Here is a 19,186-nt window from a genome sequence, read left to right on the forward strand (position 1 = left end):
GGAGGCACCGTTGACGTACCACACGTGGATGCGGTTCTTCACGCCCGGCCCCGCCCACCACCGCCTCGGCCTGGTCTGCCTCGGCGTCGGCCTCCAGTACGGCGCCCTGCCCACCGTCGGCCCCCGCACCCTGGACCACCACGTCGCCGTCGTCATCAGCACCGGCAGCGGCTGGTACGACCACCCCGACGGCCGCCGTACCCCCGTCACCGCGCCCGCCCTGCTCTGGCTCACCCCCGGCGTCCCGCACCACTACGCGCCCGACCCGGACACCGGCTGGGACGAGGGCTTCGTCGACTTCACCGGGCCCGCCACCGCCTCGTACACCGAACTCGGCTACATCGAGCCCGACCGCCCCGTCGTCCCCCTCTCCGACGCCTCCGGACCACGCGCCGTCATCGGCCGCACGGCCCGCGCCGCCCGCCGCGACAACCCCCTCCTCGAAGTCGAGACCGGCGCCGCCGTCCACGAACTCCTCGTCGCCCTGCGCCGCGCCCGCGCCGACCTCACCCCCGACGGCGACCAGGTCCTCAAGAGCCTCGCCCGCGACGCCTTCACGCCGCTGACCGTCGCCGACCACGCCGCCCGGCACGGCATGACCGTCGCCGAACTGCGCACCGCCGTCCGCCGCGGCGCCGGATGCAGCCCCAAGGACTACCTCCTCGGCATCCGCCTCGGCCGCGCCAAGGAACTCCTCGCCGGCACCGAACTCCCCGTCGCCGCCGTCGCCCGCCGCGTCGGCTACGACGACCCCGCCTATTTCTCCCGCCTGTTCACCCGCCGCGTCGGCACCCCGCCCGTCCGCTTCCGTGCCCAGCAGGGCCGTGTCGTCCCCGGCGGCTGGAGCGACCAGGTACCCGACCCCGAGGATCCGCCGATCATCCCCGCCACCCGGGCACCGTAGGGTGGACGCTCATGACCACCAGCAACCCCGGTACCGGTGACGTCGACCCCGCCGTGCGCGAGGAGCTCGCCCGGCTGCGCGACAGCATCGACAACATCGACGCGGCCGTCGTCCACATGCTCGCCGAACGCTTCAAGGCGACCCAGCAGGTCGGCCACCTCAAGGCCGAACACCAGCTGCCACCCGCCGACCCGGCCCGCGAGGCCCGCCAGATCGAACGGCTGCGCAACCTCGCCGAGAACGCCAAGCTCGACCCGGCCTTCGCTGAGAAGTTCCTCAATTTCATCATCGCCGAAGTGATCCGCCACCACGAGCGCATCGCCGACGACGCCGTCAACGGGGCCACGCCCACAGCGAACTGACCTCGACGGGCGTCCCCGGGGCGTGACAGGAGACCTCCCGCAGGGGCATGCTGCGCTGTGCACTCCTTGTCAGCTGGCGGGCACGCACGGTCAGCGCCTCGGACATAAGCTGGTTGTCCCATGCGGGAGGGACGTCGAGCCATGCCGTCGGATGCCAAGATCCTCATCGTCGACGACCACGAGGACACGCTGTACGCGCTGGAGAGCGCCCTGGCCCCGCTGGGCTACCGGCTCGGCCGGGCCACCAGCGGCGACGAGGCGCTCAAGCAGGTTCTGCGCGGCCAGGTGGGCCTGCTCCTCCTCGACGTCCGCATGCCCGGCGTCAGCGGCCTCGACGTCGTCCGCTACATGCGCCGCGTCGAACAGACCCAGCACATCCCCGTCGTCCTGCTCACCGGCTTCGGCCCCGACCAGGAACTCACCGCCACCGCCTTCGGGCTCGGCGTCGCCGACCTCGTCATGAAACCCATCGACCCCTGGGCCCTGCGCACCAAGGTCCGCTACCTCTTCGACGCCCACCGCCGTCACCTCGCCCTCGAAGAGGAGGTCCGCGCCCTGCGCGCCCTCGTCAAGGACGGCCCCGAACCCACCGGCCGCCACCCACGCCCCGCCCTGCCCCACCCGGACCCCCGCGTCCCGCTCCAGCGCGCACAAGGGGCGCACACCGGCAACCTCGAACAGGACCGGACATAGGGCGCGTACCGATCCGCCCCTGTGCCGTGCCCGCACCATCAGGCAGCATGTCGTGCATGTCCGTACTGACGCGCGACGAAGCGCAGACCCGTGCCACCCTCCTCGACGTCCACCGGTACACGATCGACCTCGATCTCACCACCGGCGACGACACCTTCGACTCGAAGACCGTCATCCGCTTCACCGCGCGCACGGACGCGGACACCTTCGTCGAGGTCAAGCCCGCCGAACTGCGCTCCGTCACCCTCGACGGACAGCCCCTCGACCCCGAGACCCTCGACGGCAACCGCCTGCCCCTGAAGAACCTCACCGCCGGTGAACACGAGATCCGCGTCGACGCGAGCATGCGCTACTCCCGCACCGGCGAGGGCATGCACCGCTTCACCGACCCCACCGACGGCGAGACCTACACCTACACCCAGCTGTTCATGGAAGACGTCCAGCGCGTCTTCGCCGCCTTCGACCAGCCCGACCTCAAGGCCGTCTTCGAGCTGACCGTGAAGGCCCCCGACGGCTGGAGCGTCCTCGCCAACGGCATCACCACCGACCTCGGCGACGGCCACTGGCAGGCCGCCCCCACCCCGCTGATCTCCACGTACCTCGTCGCCGTCGCCGCCGGCCCCTGGCACTCGGTCCGCACCGAACACCGCGGCCTGCCCTTCGGCCTCCACTGCCGTCGCTCGCTCGCCCCCTACCTCGACACCGACGCCGACGAACTGTTCGAGATCACCAAGCAGTGCTACGACCGCTACCACGAGAAGTTCGAGGAGCCCTACCCCTTCGACTCCTACGACCAGGCGTTCGTGCCCGAGTTCAACGCAGGCGCCATGGAGAACCCCGGACTCGTCACCTTCCGCGACGAGTTCATCTACCGCTCCGCCGTCACCGACACCGAACGCCAGACCCGCGCCATGGTCATCGCCCACGAGATGGCCCACATGTGGTTCGGTGACCTCGTCACCCTGCGCTGGTGGGACGACATCTGGCTCAACGAGTCCTTCGCCGAGTACATGGGCTACCAGACCCTCACCGAAGCCACCCGCTTCACCGACACCTGGACCGACTTCGGCGTCGTCCGCAAGGCCTGGGGCTACGACGCCGACCAGCGCCCCTCCACCCACCCCGTCGCCCCCGACCCCGAGCTCGTGCCCGACACCGCCTCCGCGATGCTCAACTTCGACGGCATCTCCTACGCCAAGGGCGCCTCCGCACTGCGGCAACTGGTGACCTGGCTCGGCGAGAAGGACTTCCTCGCCGGCATCAACACCCACTTCGCCCGCCACAAGTTCGCCAACGCCACCCTCGCCGACTTCATCGACTCCCTCGCCAGCGGCACCGAACGCGACGTCCACGCCTGGGCCGACACCTGGCTGCGCACCACCGGCGTCGACACCCTCACACCCGTGATCACCCCCGGCGACGAGGGCACCTACACCCTCCAGGTCGAACACCTGGGCAGCCGCCCGCACCGCGTGGCGGTGGGCCTCTACGACCAGGACATCGCCGACGAGGGCCGCCACCTGGTGCTGCGCGAACGCCTCCACCTGGACATCCCGCAGACCGACGGCCCGCAGCCCATCGGCAAGCGTCCCGCACTCCTGCTCCTCAACGACGGCGACCTCACCTACGCCAAGGTCCGCTTCGACGCCGCGTCCTTCAAGACGGTCACCGCGAGCCTGTCCGGACTGCCCTCGCCGCTGACCCGCGCCGTCGTCTGGAACGCGCTGCGCGACTCCGTCCGCGACGGCGGCAGCACCCCTCGGGGGGCGACCCCCGAGCCCGCGGTGACGCCCGCCGCCTACCTGGAGGCCGCCCGCACCCACCTCCCGCACGAGACCGACCTCGCCCTCGTCCAGGGCGTCCTCGCCTTCGCCTCCGTCCAGATCGCCGGCCGCTACGTCACCACCGAGGAACGCCCGGCGGCCCTGGCCACCCTCTCCTCGCTCTGCCGCGACCTCATCCGCCGCACCGAGGACGGCGACAACCCCGGCCTGCGCCTGATCGCCGTACGCCACTTCATCGACGTCGCCGCCCACCCCGACACCATCGCCGCCTGGCTCACCGACGGCACCGTCCCCGGCGGCCCCGAACTCGACCCCGAACTGCGCTGGCGCGTCCTCGCCCGTCTCGCCGTCCTCGGCGCCACCGACGAGGACGCCATCGCCGCCGAGCTCGCCCGCGACCCCTCCGCCACCGGCCAGGAAGGCGCCGCCCGCTGCCGCGCCGCCCTGCCCGACGCGGACGCCAAGGCCAAGGCTTGGGAAGCGCTGTTCAGCGGCGACGACCTGTCCAACTACCTGTTCACCGCCACTGCCCAGGGCTTCTGGCAGCCCGAACAGGCCGACCTCGTCCGCGCGTACGTGCCCCGCTTCTTCGAGGACGCCGTCACCCTCGCCGCCCGCCGCGGCCCCGCCATGGCCGACGCCGCCGGCCGCTGGGCCTTCCCGGCCCACGCCGTCGACCCGGAGACGCTCCGCCTGGGAGAGCGGTGCCTGCGCGACGCCGAACCCATTCCGGCACTGCGCCGCAAGCTCGTCGACCAACTGGACGACCTGGGGCGGGCGTTGCGGGTGAGGCAGGCGTAACCCGACGGGGTCCGTGAGGCAGTCGGGGCCTCACGGACCCCGACATGCTTTCCCCGCACGGACGTACCCCCTTTCGGGTTCCGATCGTTGGGCTTTTCGGGCGCGAGCACGCATCCGCGTACAAGCTGGAACTCCCTCTGCCCAGCGCGCCCGGGAGGACCCACCATGAGCACCCCGCCGCTCGCGTCAGGCCCCGAGGCCCTGCGCCCGCTGCTCGACACGGTCCTGGACGCGCTGGGGGAGGGCACGCGGGCACGCGGGGGACCGATGCCGGGGGGAGGGCCGGAAGGGGTCGCGGGTCGGCTACGGGCGGCTGTGGGCGACGTACTGCCGGAGGCGGGCGATCCAGAGGCGCTACGGCACGTCGTGCGGGCGCTGACGGAGGGCTCGGCGGACCCGGCGGACCCGTTGTGCGCGGCCCACTTGCATTGCCCGCCCTTGGCGGTGGCGGCAGCAGCAGATTTGGCGGCGTCAGTCCTCAACCCGTCCTTGGACTCATGGGACCAGGCGCCGGCGGCCTCCGAGCTTGAGGCGCTGGTGACCAGGGCACTTGCAAACGAGGTTTACGGTGAGACACCCAGGGGCGCGGGGCTGTATTCATCCGCGGTTCCGCCGCGGGGCGCGACCAGCCCCCACGCACCCGCAGCCTTGGTAACCACAGGTGGCACCGAGTCCAACCAAGTAGCTCTTCTCCTGGCCAGAGAAGCCGTAGGCGCCAACGTCCGCCTGATCTGCGGATCCAACGCCCACCACTCACTGCCCCGCGCCGCCTGGCTGATGGGCCTACCCGAACCAGTGATCGTCCCCGCCCCCGCAGGGACGATGCACCCCGCAGCCCTGAACGCCGCCCTCACCGAACTCCCCGGCCCCCACCTGGTCGCCGCCACCGCAGGCACCACAGACGCAGGCCTCATCGACCCCCTCCCCGAGATCGCCGCAGTCTGCGAAGCTCACCGCGCCCGCCTGCACATCGACGCGGCCTACGGCGGAGGCCTCCTCTTCAGCGACCGGCACCGAACCAAGCTCACCGGCCTCAGCGCCGCCGGCACCGTCACTCTCGACCTCCACAAACTCGGCTGGCAGCCCGTCGCCGCCGGAATCCTCGCCGTCCGCGACGCGAGCGACCTCACCCCGCTCCACCACCACGCCGACTATCTCAACGCCGACGACGACACCGAAGCCGGCCTCCCCGACCTCCTCGGCCGTTCCCTGCGCACCAGCCGCCGCCCCGACGTCCTCAAGATCGCCGTCACCCTGAAGACCCTGGGACGGACAGGGCTCGGTGCCCTCGTCGACCAAGTCTGCGACCGGGCACACGAGTTCGCGGAACTCCTCGACGCACACCCCGGCTTCGAGCTCTACGACCGGCCCACCATCAGCACGGTCCTGTTCCGCCCCGCACCCGCGACGGACGACGACATCGCCACCACCCGCCGGCGACTCCTCACCACCGGCCGCGCCGTCCTCGGCCGGACCCGCCTCGACGGCCGGCTCTGGCTCAAGGCCACCCTCCTCAACCCCCACACCCGGCCCGACGACCTGGCCGCCCTGCTGAAACTCGTCGAACACCTCGTGGAAGGAACCACCCCGCGATGAGTCCCGCCCCCGCCCCCACCCCGCCCCACTCCCACGAGCCCGACGCACCCCGCGATCTGGTCGGCATCGGCATCGGCCCCTTCAACCTCTCCCTCGCCGCCCTCGCCCAGCCCCTCGCCGAACTCGACGCCGTCTTCTACGAACAGCACCCCGCCTTCGACTGGCACCCGGGGCTGCTCATCGAAGGCGCCCGCATCCAAGTCCCGTTCCTCGCCGACCTGGTGACCCTCGCCGACCCGGCCAGCCCCTGGACCTTCCTCAACTACCTCAAGGCCCGCGACCGGCTCTTCCCGTTCTACTTCGCCGAGCGCTTCCACATCCAGCGCGCCGAGTACGACGCCTACTGCCGCTGGGTCGCCGGGAACCTCCCCGGGCTCCACTTCGGCCACCAGGTCGACGCCGTCCGCTGGAACCCCGAACGCGACGTCTTCGAGGTCGACTTCACCCAGCTCGACGCGGACGGCGAGGCCGAAGCCCTCGGCCGTTCGTACACCAGGAACATCGTCCTCGGGGTGGGCACCGAGCCCTACCTCCCCGAACCCCTCAAGCCCCTCGTCGAAGCCGCCGGCGTGCCCGTCATCCACGCCGCCGACTACCTCGCCCACCGCCAGACCCTCGCCGCCGCCGAACACGTCACCGTCATCGGCCTCGGACAGTCCGGCGCCGAGATCTTCCTCGACCTGCTGCGCGACCGCCCCGCCGGCCGCGAAGGCCTGCACTGGCTCGGCCGCACCGAGGCGTTCGCGCCCATGGAGTACTCCAAGCTCGGCCTGGAACACTTCACCCCCGACTACACCCGCTACTTCCACGGCCTCGCCGAAGGCGTCCGGGACCGCCTCGTCACCTCGCAGTGGCAGCTCCACAAGGGCATCGACAGCGACACCATCGCCGCCATCCACGACGAGCTCTACCGACGCACCCTGCACGGCGGCTGGCCCGACGCCGTCCTCACCCCCGGCGTCCGCGTCCGCACCGCGGGCCGCGTCGCCACCACCAAGGTCGAACTCCACCTCGAACACACCGAGCAGAACACCCGCTCCCGCCTCACCACCGACGCCGTCGTCCTCGCCACCGGCTACCGCGAACGCCCCCTCGACCGCATCCTCGCCGGCCTCGACCCCTACCTGCGCCGCGACAGCCGTGACCGCCCCCGCGTCGACGAGCAGTTCAGGCTCGTCATGGACCCCTCCGTCACCGGCTCCCTCTACGTCCAGAACGCCGAACGCCACACCCACGGCGTCGGCACCCCCGACCTCGGCCTCGCCGCCTGGCGCAGCGCCACCATCCTCAACACCGTGACCGGCAAGGACCCCTACCCGCTGCCCACCCGAACGGCCTTCACCACCTTCGGACTCGAGCAGCCGGCCCAGATCCCCCAGCCCCGCCAGACCCCCACCCTCACACCGCTCACCGACAGCCACTGAGGGGATTTCCCTTTCAGGCGCTTTATCAATGACATTTCCCCATTCCATTCCACCCCTGTGACGGCCGCCACATTGCGTGAGACGGTGACGCATTGCCGACTTCCTCGAAGATAATCAGGCTGCCTTGTGCAATTAACTTCAGAGGTCGAGGGGGATGTGATGGGTATGAACGTGGGGAAAAGAGGAGTCGCGGCAGCTCTCGCCGGGGCGGCATTGGCCGTAGGCATGGCTGCCGCCCCCGCTTCCGCAGAGGTTTCCGCCACCTTGATCTGTGACACGACGGGTGCGAGAGGCGTCGTCGTTGTCAATGACTGGCAGAACGGCGGCACTTCGTTCCCCGTCTCCATCGCCGTCGGGGACAATCTCGCCGACGGCCACCATGTCCGGGTTCGGGTGGTCGGCAGGGCTGAAGACGGGGACTGGATTTATTGGCCGTGGCACGCGAACTATGACGGAAACGGCACGGCCAAGAGTTGGAGCAGTACAGCCAACTTCTCCGGCGGCATCTACGACATGGGAGTCCAGGCGGCCCGATTCGAGGGGGACACTCTTCTGAATTACTGCACGGACTGGATGAAGGAAACCTGACAGAATGCGACGGGGGCGGCGTCACCGCCACCCCCGTCGCCGCGACGCACCGCGCCGGCTGAGTCGTTACGCGCTCACGCGAAGACCGGCGTACCGTTCCGCGTCAGCTTCCAGTCCACCGACGCGAAGTCGGCCGGGTTCAGCACACCCTTCGCCGTCACCCACTCCGCGATCCGCGTACGGATCTCCGTCGACTCCGACCACAACTCCGTCGCCGACGCCACATGCGGGAACGCACCGCCGCCATTGGCACGGTAGTTGTTCACCGCGAACACGAACTGCTGCGCGTCGTCCAGCGCCGCACCGTTGTACGTCAGGTTCTTGATCCGCGAACCCGCCGCCTGCGCGATGTCGATGTCGTACGACAGCCCCGACACATAGTCGTAGTTGTAGTCCGGCCGGTTGTTGGCGTTCGTCAGCTTCTCGACGTCCACCACCGCGCCCGCCGCCGTCTGCACGAAGTACTCCGCCGAATACTCCAGGTACGCCTTGAGCTGCGCGCCCGTCAGCAACTTCGCGACCAGCGTGTTGTCGTACACGTACAGGCTCGACAGATCCCGGATCGTCACCTCACCCGCGGGGATCTCCGACGTCCGCGAGAACGGCGACGCCTGCGCGATGACCGGCAGCGAGGCGTACTCGGTGGAGGCGAGCGCCGCCTTGACGACATCCTCCTGGACCTTGGTGATCAGATCGATGATCGGGGCGTCCTTGTAGCGCGCATCGACCGTCGTCAACGTCTGCGTCGCCGTACCGACGACCTGGTTGACGTACTCCACGACGACGTCGTGATCGGCCTTCAGGAGCTTGGTGATCTTCGGGTCGTCCGCGACGGAGTTCGAGTTGAGCACCGAGGCGGCCACCGACGCGACCGTCCACTTCCCCTTCTCGAAGACCAGCTCGATGTCGAACAGCGACAGCCGCTCCGCATACGCCAACGGCTCGGAGAGAACCACGGTCTTACCGGTCGCCGTGTTGGTGACCTTCAGCTCCGGAATCTCCACATGCGCATGCCCGACGAGAATCGCGTCGATACCGGGCACCTGCTGGGCGACAAGCGCCGCCGAGTTCTCCACGTACGGCAGCTGGTCACCGTAGGAAGAGGTGCCCGACGACCCGGAGTGCGCCGACACCACGACCACGTCCGCGCCCATCGACCGCAGCTTCGGCACCCACTTCGCCGCCTGCTCCTCCAGCCCCGGGAACGTCAGCTTGCCCTCGACATACGCCTTGTCCCAGATCGCGATACCAGGGTTGGTGAGCCCGAGGACCGCCACCTTGACCGGCGGCGCACCGGCCACATGGAACTTCTTGATGAAGTACGGCGGGAAGGCCGGCTTCAGCGTCTTCGCGTCCAGCGCGTTCGCACCCAACAGCGGGAAGTCACACTGCTCCTCGAACTTCCGCAGCGTCTCGATGCCGTAGTTGAACTCGTGGTTGCCGAGCGCCACCGCGTCATACCCGATCGCGTTCATCGCCGCGGCCATCGGGTGAACGGGACCGCCGGGAGCGGTGATCGGGTCCACCTTCGCGTAGTAGTACGTCAGCGGCGTGCCCTGGATCGTGTCGCCCGCGTCGAGCAGCAGCGTGTTGCAACGCCCCTTCTCCGCACGGACCTGGTTCACCAGCGTCGAGATACGCGACAGCCCCTGCGCGTTGCCCGCCGTGTCCTTGTACTCCGCGTCCTTGAAGTAGTCCCAGTTGAAGACGTGCCCGTGCAGGTCCGTCGTGCCCATCACCGTCAGCGAGTACCGCTTCGCGGGCTTGTGCCCCTTCTTGCTCCCGGCCACGTCCGCCGCCTGCGCCGCAGGGGCCCCCACGGCACTCGCCAGCGCGACCCCGGCTCCGGTCACGGCGGACTTCTCCAGGAACTTCCTGCGGTTCAACGGCATGTCTCGATCTCCTCGGGGAACGGTCAACAACGCGCGTAGATTCTGACCCGAGCACACTGAACGGCAATAGACCCCAGAGGTTTCGATCTGGTGACCTAACCTGTGACTTCGGACGCCGGTAACCAGCCAAGAAGTGACAGAGTGGGTCGTATGACCACACCCACCTCCGACTCCTCACCGGCCGTGCCCTACGGCACCCCCGACGCCCCCCGCATCGCCGTCCGTGGCGAAGCACGTCTCGAAGTCGACCCCGAGATCGCCCGCATCGGCGTCACCGTCGCCGCCCGCGGCAAAGACCGCCGCGCCGCCCTCGACGACCTGACGCGCCGCAACGCCACCGTCCTGGACCTCATCAAGACCTACGGCGACGCGGTGGAAAGGCTGGAGACGGGATCCTTCTCGATCACCCCGGAGCTGAAGGAGAAGGGGCGAGGGGAGCGGGTTCACGCCTACCACGGCCGCGTCCGCATCACCGCGGAACTGACGGACTTCACCGCCTTGGGCGAACTCACCACCCGTATCGCCGACTTGGACCTCACCCACGTGGACGGCCCCTGGTGGGCCCTGCGCCTCACCTCACCGGCCTACCGCAACGCACGCCAACAGGCGGTACGGGAAGCGGTACAGCGCGCACAGGAGTACGCGGAAGCGCTCGGCACGACACTGGCGGCGCTGGTGGAACTGGCCGACGTCGGCGCGGAGAACGCCCAGCCCCTCGCCCCCGCGGCCCCCGGCGGCCGTATGCGCTCCATGTCCTACGCCGCCGCGGAGGACACCGCAGCCGCCCCTCTCGACCTCGAACCCCAACGCCAACGCGTCTTCGCCCAGGTCAACGCCCGCTTCACCATGCACCCGCCGCAGCTGTGAGCCACCTGCTTCATTACTTGTCAACAGCCCTTCACCGAAAGGTCGTTGGGGCGCCGCGCCGGGCCAATTCTCTACCCACCGGTAAGCCCTAAGGTCGAAGCATGCGCCGAGCCAAAATCGTCTGCACCCTGGGCCCCGCCACCGACACGTACGGCCAGATCAAAGCCCTGGTCGAAGCCGGAATGGACGTAGCCCGCTTCAACCTCAGCCACGGCGGCTACGCCGAGCACGAGGAGCGCTACCACCACGTCCGCAAAGCCTCCGACGAAACCGGCCACAGCGTCGGCCTGCTCGCCGACCTTCAGGGCCCGAAGATCCGCCTCGGCCGCTTCGCCGAGGGTCCGGTACTCCTTGAACGCGGCGACTCCTTCACCATCACGGTGGAGGAGGGGGCGGAGGGGAACCAGCAGCGCTGCGGGACGACGTACGCGGGCCTGGCGGACGACGTGACACCGGGGGAGCGCATCCTGGTGGACGACGGCAAGGTGTGCCTGGAGGTCACCGGGGTCGACGGCCCGCTCGTCCACACCACGGTCGTCGAGGGCGGCGTGATCTCCGACCACAAGGGCCTGAACCTCCCGGGCGTGGCAGTCTCCGTCCCGGCCCTGTCGGAGAAGGACGAAGCCGACCTGCGCTGGGCGCTGCGCGCCGGCTTCGACGTCATCGCCCTGTCCTTCGTCCGCTCCGGCCGGGACATCGAGGACGTCCACCGGATCATGGACGAGGAAGGGCGCCGACTGCCCGTCATCGCCAAGGTGGAGAAGCCGCAGGCGGTGGACGCGATCGACGACATCGTGGCGGCGTTCGACGGGATCATGGTGGCGCGGGGGGACCTGGGCGTCGAAATGCCCCTGGAACAGGTCCCGATCGTCCAGAAGCGCGCGATCAAACTGGCGAAGCGCAACGCCAAGCCGGTCATCGTCGCCACGCAGATGCTGGACTCGATGATCGACAACTCGCGGCCGACGAGGGCGGAGGCGTCGGATGTCGCCAACGCGGTCATCGACGGCACGGACGCGGTGATGCTGTCCGGCGAGACGAGCGTCGGCAAGTACGCGGTGGAGACGGTCCGGACGATGGCCCGGATCGTGGAGGCTGCGGAAGAGGACATCCTCGCGAAGGGCTTGCCCCCGCTGACGGAACGGAACAAGCCCCGTACCCAGGGCGGTGCGGTGGCGCGGGCCGCGGCGGAGATGGGCGACTTCCTGGGCGCCAAGTTCCTGGTGGCGTTCACCCAGTCCGGGGACACGGCGAGGCGGTTGTCCCGGTACCGATCGCCGATTCCGCTGTTGGCCTTCACCCCGGAGGCGGCTACTCGGTCGCAGTTGAATCTGACGTGGGGTGTGGAGACGTTTCTGGGGCCGCGGGTCGAATCGACGGACGCGATGGTCGACCAGGTGGATGAGCTGTTGTTGAAGTACGGGCGGTGTGAGAAGGGGGACGTGGTGGTCATTACGGCCGGTTCGCCGCCCGGGGTCGCGGGGTCGACGAACCTGGTCCGGGTGCATCACGTGGGGGAGGACGACAGCCCGAAGTAGGGGGCGCGGCAAAAAGCGGATGTTCACGGGAGCGTGGACATCCGCTTGAAATGGTGACCTTTGATCTGAAGGAAAAGTACCCCGGGTCGGATTCGAACCGACGCTGGATGGTGTTTGAGACCATTGCCTCTACCGCTGGGCTACCGGGGCCCCTGTAAAACAAAGGTTGGCGGTCACCCGCCGTGCCCCTACCTTATCGCAGCTAGGTAGGCTCTTGTCAGCAGCACCCCTGCCCCGATCAAGGAGCCCCCGTGACCGCCCCCGAGTCGCCCCAGCCCGTAGACGCGCCCGACGACGACAAGTCGCACGTGCCTCCGCTGACGACCCGTGTCGTCATCGCCGAGGACGAGGCACTGATCCGGCTCGACCTCAAAGAGATGCTCGAGGAAGAGGGCTACAGCGTCGTAGGCGAGGCCGGTGACGGTGAGCAGGCCATCGAGCTCGCCCGTGAGCACCAGCCGGATCTCGTGATCCTCGATGTGAAGATGCCGAAGATGGACGGTATCTCCGCCGCCGAGAAGATCGCCGAGGAGCGCATCGCACCCGTGCTGATGCTCACCGCCTTCTCGCAGCGCGACCTCGTCGAGCGTGCTCGCGACGCCGGTGCCATGGCCTACCTCGTGAAGCCGTTCAGCAAGAGTGACGTCGTGCCGGCCATCGAGATGGCTGTGTCCCGGTTCACCGAGCTGAAGGAGCTGGAGAAGGAGGTCGCCGACCTCACGCTCCGGCTGGAGACGCGCAAGCTCGTCGACCGCGCGAAGTCCATCCTCCAGACCGAGTACGGACTGACCGAGCCCGCCGCGTTCCGGTGGATCCAGAAGACGTCCATGGACCGGCGTATGTCGATGCAGCAGGTCGCCGAGGCCGTCATCCAGGACGCCGATGAGAAGAAGGCGTCCAAGGGCTGACGCCCGACCGGTACACGCAGCGAGGCCCGCGTCCCCAGCAGGGGGCGCGGGCCTCGTCGTATCGCGGTCAAGGCGAAGTGCTAGTCCTCGCCGAGGTATGCCTTGCGGACCGACTCGTCGTGCAGGAGGTCCTGGCCCGTGCCCGACAGGACGATCTTGCCGATCTCCATCACGTGGCCGTGGTCGGCCAGGGACAGGGCCGCCTGGGCGTTCTGCTCGACGAGGAGGATCGTCGTGCCCTGGGACTTCAGCTCGGCGATCGTCGCCATGATCTTCTGCATCATGATCGGGGAGAGGCCCATGGAGGGCTCGTCCAGCATGAGCAGCTTCGGCTGGGACATGAGCGCGCGGCCCATGGCCAGCATCTGCTGCTCGCCGCCGGACAGGGTTCCGGCGGCCTGCTTGCGACGCTCTCCGAGGATGGGGAAGAGGTCGTAGGCGCGCTGGATGTCCTTCTCGATGCCTGCCCTGTCGTTGCGCAGGAAGGCGCCGAGGCGGAGGTTGTCCTCGATCGTCATGCGGGGGAAGATGTGCCGGCCCTCGGGGGAGTGGGCCAGTCCCAGCGAGACGATGTCGTGGGCGGGGACCTTCTTCAGCGACTTGCCGCCGAACTTGATCTGACCGCCGACCGGCTTGAGCAGGCCGGACAGGGTGCGCAGGGTGGTCGTCTTGCCGGCGCCGTTGGTGCCGATGAGGGTGACGACCTCGCCTGCCTCGACCTTGAAGGAGATGCCCTTGACGGCTTCGATCTTGCCGTAGGCGACGCGGAGGTCCTCGACCTCGAGGAGTGCGGTCATCGGTCGTTCTCCTTGCCGGGCGTGGCGTCCGACGGGGTGCCTGCTTCGGCTGCTTCGACTTCGGCTGCTTCCTCGTCGCCGGGGGCGTTCTCGAAGGGTTCGCCGAGGTAGGCGGCGATGACGCGTTCGTCGCCCTGGACGGTGGCGCTGTCGCCCTCCACCAGCTTCTCGCCCTGGACAAGGACGGCTACGCGGTCGCAGAGGTTGAAGATGAAGCGCATGTCGTGCTCGATGACGAGTACGGCGATGCCCTTGTCGCGGATGGCGAAGACCAGTTCCTCGGTGGCGCGGGTCTCCTGGGGGTTCATGCCGGCCGTGGGCTCGTCGAGCAGGAGCAGGCCCGGCTCGCTGGCCAGGGCTCGCGCGATCTCCAGCTTGCGCTGTTCGCCGTAGGGGAGATTGCGAGCCAGGTGCTCGGCCTTGCTCGCGAGGCCCACGAACTCCAGCAGCTCCATGGCGCGTTCACGCGAGGCCTTCTCGGCCCTGTGGAAGCCGGGGCCGCGGAGCAGTGCGGACCAGAGGCCTTCCTTCGTCCGGGTGTGGCGGCCGACGAGCACGTTCTCCAGGACCGTCATGTTGGCGAACAGACGGATGTTCTGGAAGGTGCGGGCGATGCCGGCGGCGGTGACCTTGAAGGACTTGGGCGGCAGGACGGCGCCCTTGTAGCGGACTTCGCCTTCCGTGGGGATGTACAACCCCGTCAGGCAGTTGAAGAAGGTCGTCTTGCCGGCGCCGTTGGGGCCGATGAGTCCGACGATCTCGCCGCTGTTGACCTGGAGGTCGACGTTGCGTACGGCGGTCAGGCCGCCGAAGCGCATGGTGACGCCGCGGGCGTCGAGGACGGTGGTCCCGGTGACGGTGGTGGTGTCGGTGGTCATGTGTCAGACCCCTGTCTTGCTGAGGACTGCGGGCGCTTCGGCCTCTTCGTGGAATTCGAGCTGGCGGCGCCGGTTGGGGATGAGGCCCTCGGGGCGGAAGCGCATCAGGAGGACGAGCGCGAGTCCGAAGGCGAAGAGCTGGTAGTCGCCGAGGAACTGGAGCTTGGCCGGGATGAGGTAGAGCAGCGCGGCGCCGACGAGGGGTCCGGCGATGGTGCCCATGCCGCCGAGGACGACCGCGGCGAGCAGGAAGGCCGAGTTGGGCGGGACCACGTGGGCGAACTGGTACTGCTCCGGCGTCACGGTGTAGGTGACGTGGGCCTGGACCGAGCCGGCGAGGCCGGCCAGGGAGGCACCGAGGGCGAAGGCGATCAGCTTGACGCGGAAGCCGTTGATGCCCATGGCGAGGGCGGCGGTCTCGTCCTCGCGGATGGCGATCCAGGCGCGGCCGATGCGCGAGTCGCTGCTGCGCTGGAAGACCACCACGACGATGAGCGTGATGAGCAGCATCAGCAGGAAGTAGTTGGCGAAGCGCGCGATGGTGAAGCCGAGGATGTCGTGCGACTTGCCGAAGTCGAACCCGAGGATGTCGAGGTTCGGGATCGAGGAGATGCCGTTGGAGCCGTTGGTGATGTCGGGTCCGGAGGTGCCGTCCATGTTGAGGACGGTGATACGGAAGATCTCACCGAAGCCGAGGGTCACGATGGCGAGGTAGTCGCCGCGCAGTCGCAGGGTGGGGGCGCCGATGAGGACGCCGAAGACCATGGCGACGGCGGCGCCGAGCAGCGCCGAGAGCCAGAACGGCAGGTGCACGTCGAACGGCGAGGCGGGGGAGCCGGAGACCATGGCCGCGGTGTAGGCGCCGACGCCGAGGAAGGCGACGTATCCGAGGTCGAGGAGGCCGGCGAGGCCGACGACGATGTTCAGGCCGAGGGCGACGGTGGCGAAGATCAGGATGTAGACGCCGATGGTCGCGTACTGGTCGTCGGACTGGGTGAAGGGGAAGAGCGCGGCGGCGATGAACGCGCCGAACATGGTGATGGTGCGGTGTTTGCCGGTGATGGCCGAGACCCGGGCCACGAGCCCGGCCTTGGCCAGGGCGGAGAAGCCGAAGCCGACCGTGATGAGGAAGCCGACGAAGAGTTCGTCGTACTCGGTGCCGATGCCGTAGGTGAAGACGGTCAGGCCGACGGCCATGGCGGCGACGATGACCAGGATCTCGGCGTAGGTGGGGAGGGCCGGGGCCTTGCGGGGCGTGCCGGAGGCGATGGAGGCCTTGAAGACCGACCAGTTGTGGCGCACGCCGTGCTTGAACTGCTCCCAGCCGGTGTCTTCGGGGTCGACGGGGTCGGGCTCGGGGCGTTCGAAGGGCAGGGAGAAGGCGCCGAGGAGGGCGGCCAGGGTGACGATCGCGACGATGTAGCCGCCGGGTTCGAGGTTGACGACGCCGCCGAGCTGGGCGCTGATCGCGATGACCGTGTACCAGGCGGTGGCGAAGGTGCCGAGTGCGGCGAGCTTGACGGAGCTGTCCGCACCGGCCGGGGTCAGCCAGCGCAGGCCCTTGACGCCGTACGACGCGAGGCCGAACAGGGCGGTGAGGGCGCCGCCGATGAGGACGAGGACCTGGAGGCCACCCGGGTAGCCGTAGTAGGTGAGGTCGCCGGGGAACTCGGAGGTCCAGGTCCAGGCGAGGAAGGTGGAGGCGACGGCGAGGGCGCCGCCGACGGTGGCGAGGGCGCGGCCGACGTTCTCGGGGAGGCCGACGAGGCCCTTGGTGGCGCCGTCCTTGTGGGCGGGGGCGCTGGGGGACTGGGTGGTCTGTGTCGTCATCGTTGTCACGCCCTGTCCGCGACGCGCTCGCCGAGCAGACCCTGTGGCCTGACGAGGAGTACGAGGATGAGGAGTACGAAGGCCCAGACGTTGGCCCAGGACTGGCCGCCGAGCAGGTCGAAGCCGGGGACGTCGGCGATGTAGGCGGTGGCCATGGTCTCGGCCAGGCCGAGGACGAGGCCGCCGAGCATGGCGCCGTAGATGTTGCCGATGCCGCCGAGGACCGCGGCGGTGAAGGCCTTGAGGCCGAGGATGAAGCCCATGCGGAACTGGACCTGGCCGTACTTGAGGCCGTAGGCGACGGCTCCGACGGCGGCGAACAGGGCGCCGAGGGCGAAGGCGACCACGATGATGCGGTCGGTGTTGATGCCCATGAGCTTGGCGGTGTCGGGGTCCTGGGCGGTGGCCTGCATGCCGCGGCCGGTGCGGGTCTTCATGACGAAGTAGGCGAGGATCGCCATGCTGACGGGGGCGGCGATGAACAGGAAGATGTCACCGGTCTGAATGGTGACGCTGCCGATCTCGAAGGGTCCGCCCGGGATCTCGGGGAAGTTGATGGACTCCTTGGCGCCGGGGTACCAGGCCCATACCGCCTGCTGGAGGGCGAGGGAGAGGCCGATGGCGGTGATGAGGGGCGCGAGGCGCGGGGCGGTGCGCAGGGGGCGGTAGGCGAACCGTTCCGCTCCGACGGCGACGAGGACGGCTGCGATGACGGCTCCCACGAGCATCAGTGGCAGTGCGACCCACATGGTGGTGCCGTCGGGCAGTACGTACAGATAGACCGTGAGGGCTCCGAACCCTCCGATCATGAAGATCTCGCCGTGGGCGAAGTTGATGAGCTGGACAATGCCATAGACCATTGTGTAGCCGATGGCGACCAGCCCGTACATTGCTCCTAGTAGCAGGCCGTTGACCAGCTGCTGCGGCAGTTCGTTCACCGCATGTCCTCCGAGGTTTCGGATGTTCGACGGATGTGACCGGATGTGTGTCCGGGGCCGGATGTGAGTCCGCGCGGGGCGCCTGTGGAACAGCGCCCCGCGCGGCTCAGGTGGTGCGGGTGGGGATGGATCAGCCGGTGTAGGTACCGGACTTGACGGCCTTCCAGGCACCGTTCTCGACGGCGTAGACGGTGAGCTGCTTGTTGGTGGCGTCACCGTACTCGTCGAAGGAGACCTTGCCGGTCACACCGTCGAACGAGACGTTCTGCGTGGCGGCGGTGATCTTCGCGCGGGCGTCCGACGGCAGCTTGCCGTCGTTGTCGTCGACGACCTTCTTCACGGCGAGGATGATCGCCCAGGCGGCGTCGTAGGAGTAACCGCCGTAGGCCGCGTACTCGTCCTTGTAGCCGGCCTTCTTGTAGTCGGCGACGAACTGCTTGGCGGAGCTGAGCGTCTCGACCGGGGCACCGACGGAGGTGGCGAGGTCACCGGTGCTGTTGGCGCCGGCCAGCTCGACGAAGGTCGGGTCGTAGATGCCGTCGCCGCCGACCAGCGGGATCTTGGCGCCGGCGGCCTTGATCTGCTTGCTGAGCGGGCCGGCCTGCGGGTACTCGCCGCCGTAGTAGACGACGTCGGCGCCGGAGTTCTTGACCTTGGTGGCGACCGCGGAGAAGTCCTTGGTGTCGGGGTCGATGTGGTCGGTGCCGGCGATCTTGCCGCCGAGCTTCTTGAACTCGTCGGTGAAGGTGGCGGCGAGACCGGCGCCGTAGGTCTTCTTGTCGTCGATGACGAAGACCTTCTTCTTCTTGGCGTCGTTGTAGACGTACTGCGCGGCGAACGGGCCCTGGATGGCGTCCGTGGTCGCGGTGCGGAAGTACGACTTGTAGGTGCGGACCTTCTTGGTCTGCCAGTCGACACCCTGGGTGAGGGCGGGGCCGGTGTTGGCCGGGGAGATCTGGACCAGGCCGGCGTCGTCGAAGACCTTCTGCATGGACTCGGCGACGGAGGAGTTCAGCGGACCGACGACGCCCATCACGGACTTGTCGGACTGGAGGGTGACGGCGTTGGCCTGGCCCGAGGAGGGCTGGGCCTGGTCGTCGAGGGCCTTGATCTCGAAGGTGACACCGTCGACGAGCTTCTGCTTGTTGGCGGTCTTCGCGGCGAGGTCGACGGAGTTCTTGATGCCGAGGCCCAGCGCGGAGAGGTCACCCGTCAGCGGGGCGTCGACACCGATGACGACCTTGGTGCCGCCGCTGCCGGAGTCCGAGCCGCCGTCGTCGTCGCGCGAGCCGCAGGCGGTGAGGGTGAGTGCTCCCGCCGCCAGCGCGGCGGTGATGGTGATGAGCGAACGTTGACGCACGATTCGTCCTTTCACTGGCGCGGCGC

General features: G+C 68.9%; 16 protein-coding genes and 1 tRNA gene. 10 read left to right on the forward strand and 7 right to left on the reverse strand.

Annotated elements, in window-relative coordinates; translation table 11 throughout:
* The first annotated feature begins 28 nt into the window (after positions 1–28).
* The 7 genes from OG866_RS32670 to OG866_RS32700 all read left to right on the forward strand — a co-directional run bounded on the left by OG866_RS32670 (position 29) and on the right by OG866_RS32700 (position 8,152).
* Positions 29–904, forward strand: a complete 876-nt coding sequence (locus OG866_RS32670; RefSeq protein ID WP_329344405.1) for a helix-turn-helix domain-containing protein — start codon at positions 29–31, stop codon at positions 902–904.
* Positions 905–915: 11 nt separating this feature from the next.
* A complete protein-coding gene (locus tag OG866_RS32675; protein WP_329340312.1) occupies positions 916–1,266 on the forward strand; it encodes a chorismate mutase in 351 nt (116 codons plus the stop codon).
* 141 nt (positions 1,267–1,407) lie between these two features.
* Positions 1,408–1,959 (forward strand): response regulator, encoded by a 552-nt coding sequence (locus OG866_RS32680; protein ID WP_329340313.1) that lies wholly within the window; start codon positions 1,408–1,410, stop codon positions 1,957–1,959.
* Positions 1,960–2,015: 56 nt separating this feature from the next.
* Positions 2,016–4,544 (forward strand): aminopeptidase N, encoded by a 2,529-nt coding sequence (gene pepN, locus OG866_RS32685; RefSeq protein ID WP_329340314.1) that lies wholly within the window; start codon positions 2,016–2,018, stop codon positions 4,542–4,544.
* 165 nt (positions 4,545–4,709) lie between these two features.
* On the forward strand, positions 4,710–6,140 hold the full coding sequence (locus tag OG866_RS32690) for a pyridoxal phosphate-dependent decarboxylase family protein (protein ID WP_329340315.1): 1,431 nt from the start codon (positions 4,710–4,712) through the stop codon (positions 6,138–6,140).
* A complete protein-coding gene (locus tag OG866_RS32695) occupies positions 6,137–7,564 on the forward strand; it encodes a lysine N(6)-hydroxylase/L-ornithine N(5)-oxygenase family protein (protein WP_329340317.1) in 1,428 nt (475 codons plus the stop codon). The genes OG866_RS32690 and OG866_RS32695 overlap by 4 nt, the downstream gene beginning before the upstream one ends.
* A 159-nt stretch (positions 7,565–7,723) precedes the next feature.
* Complete coding sequence (locus tag OG866_RS32700) at positions 7,724–8,152, forward strand: hypothetical protein (RefSeq protein WP_329340319.1); 429 nt, start codon at positions 7,724–7,726, stop codon at positions 8,150–8,152.
* A gap of 74 nt (positions 8,153–8,226) precedes the next feature.
* Here the strand turns inward: OG866_RS32700 and OG866_RS32705 are convergent, their stop codons facing one another.
* On the reverse strand, positions 8,227–10,044 hold the full coding sequence (locus tag OG866_RS32705; protein WP_329340320.1) for a bifunctional metallophosphatase/5'-nucleotidase: 1,818 nt from the start codon (positions 10,042–10,044) through the stop codon (positions 8,227–8,229).
* A 150-nt stretch (positions 10,045–10,194) separates the two neighbouring features.
* Here OG866_RS32705 and OG866_RS32710 point away from each other — a divergent pair, with 150 nt between their 5' ends.
* Together OG866_RS32710 and pyk are read left to right on the forward strand one after the other, a co-directional pair.
* Positions 10,195–10,911, forward strand: a complete 717-nt coding sequence (locus OG866_RS32710; RefSeq protein ID WP_329340321.1) for an SIMPL domain-containing protein — start codon at positions 10,195–10,197, stop codon at positions 10,909–10,911.
* 101 nt (positions 10,912–11,012) lie between these two features.
* On the forward strand, positions 11,013–12,449 hold the full coding sequence (gene pyk / locus OG866_RS32715) for a pyruvate kinase (RefSeq protein ID WP_329340322.1): 1,437 nt from the start codon (positions 11,013–11,015) through the stop codon (positions 12,447–12,449).
* 77 nt (positions 12,450–12,526) lie between these two features.
* Here the strand turns inward: pyk and OG866_RS32720 are convergent.
* Positions 12,527–12,599, reverse strand: a tRNA-Leu gene (locus tag OG866_RS32720).
* A gap of 101 nt (positions 12,600–12,700) precedes the next feature.
* Here OG866_RS32720 and OG866_RS32725 point away from each other — a divergent pair.
* A complete protein-coding gene (locus OG866_RS32725; RefSeq protein ID WP_059197437.1) occupies positions 12,701–13,357 on the forward strand; it encodes an ANTAR domain-containing response regulator in 657 nt (218 codons plus the stop codon).
* 80 nt (positions 13,358–13,437) lie between these two features.
* Here OG866_RS32725 and OG866_RS32730 read toward each other — a convergent pair whose 3' ends face one another.
* The 5 genes from OG866_RS32730 to OG866_RS32750 all read right to left on the reverse strand — a co-directional run bounded on the left by OG866_RS32730 (position 13,438) and on the right by OG866_RS32750 (position 19,160).
* Complete coding sequence (locus tag OG866_RS32730; protein ID WP_194080190.1) at positions 13,438–14,154, reverse strand: ABC transporter ATP-binding protein; 717 nt, start codon at positions 14,152–14,154, stop codon at positions 13,438–13,440.
* Positions 14,151–15,032 carry an ABC transporter ATP-binding protein gene (locus tag OG866_RS32735; RefSeq protein ID WP_329340324.1) on the reverse strand — a complete coding sequence of 294 codons (882 nt, stop codon included), beginning with the start codon at positions 15,030–15,032 and terminating at the stop codon, positions 14,151–14,153. The genes OG866_RS32730 and OG866_RS32735 overlap by 4 nt, the downstream gene beginning before the upstream one ends.
* 3 nt (positions 15,033–15,035) lie before the next feature.
* Positions 15,036–16,862 (reverse strand): branched-chain amino acid ABC transporter permease, encoded by a 1,827-nt coding sequence (locus OG866_RS32740; protein WP_329340325.1) that lies wholly within the window; start codon positions 16,860–16,862, stop codon positions 15,036–15,038.
* Positions 16,863–16,867: 5 nt separating this feature from the next.
* Positions 16,868–17,800: a branched-chain amino acid ABC transporter permease gene (locus tag OG866_RS32745; RefSeq protein ID WP_194080193.1), complete on the reverse strand. Its 933-nt coding sequence runs from the start codon at positions 17,798–17,800 to the stop codon at positions 16,868–16,870.
* Between the two features lie 130 nt (positions 17,801–17,930).
* Positions 17,931–19,160, reverse strand: coding sequence for a branched-chain amino acid ABC transporter substrate-binding protein (locus tag OG866_RS32750; RefSeq protein ID WP_329340327.1), 1,230 nt, complete (start codon positions 19,158–19,160; stop codon positions 17,931–17,933).
* Between the last annotated feature and the right edge of the window lie 26 nt (positions 19,161–19,186).

It is taken from the genome of Streptomyces sp. NBC_00663 (genome assembly GCF_036226885.1).
In the GTDB taxonomy this organism is placed as follows: domain Bacteria; phylum Actinomycetota; class Actinomycetes; order Streptomycetales; family Streptomycetaceae; genus Streptomyces.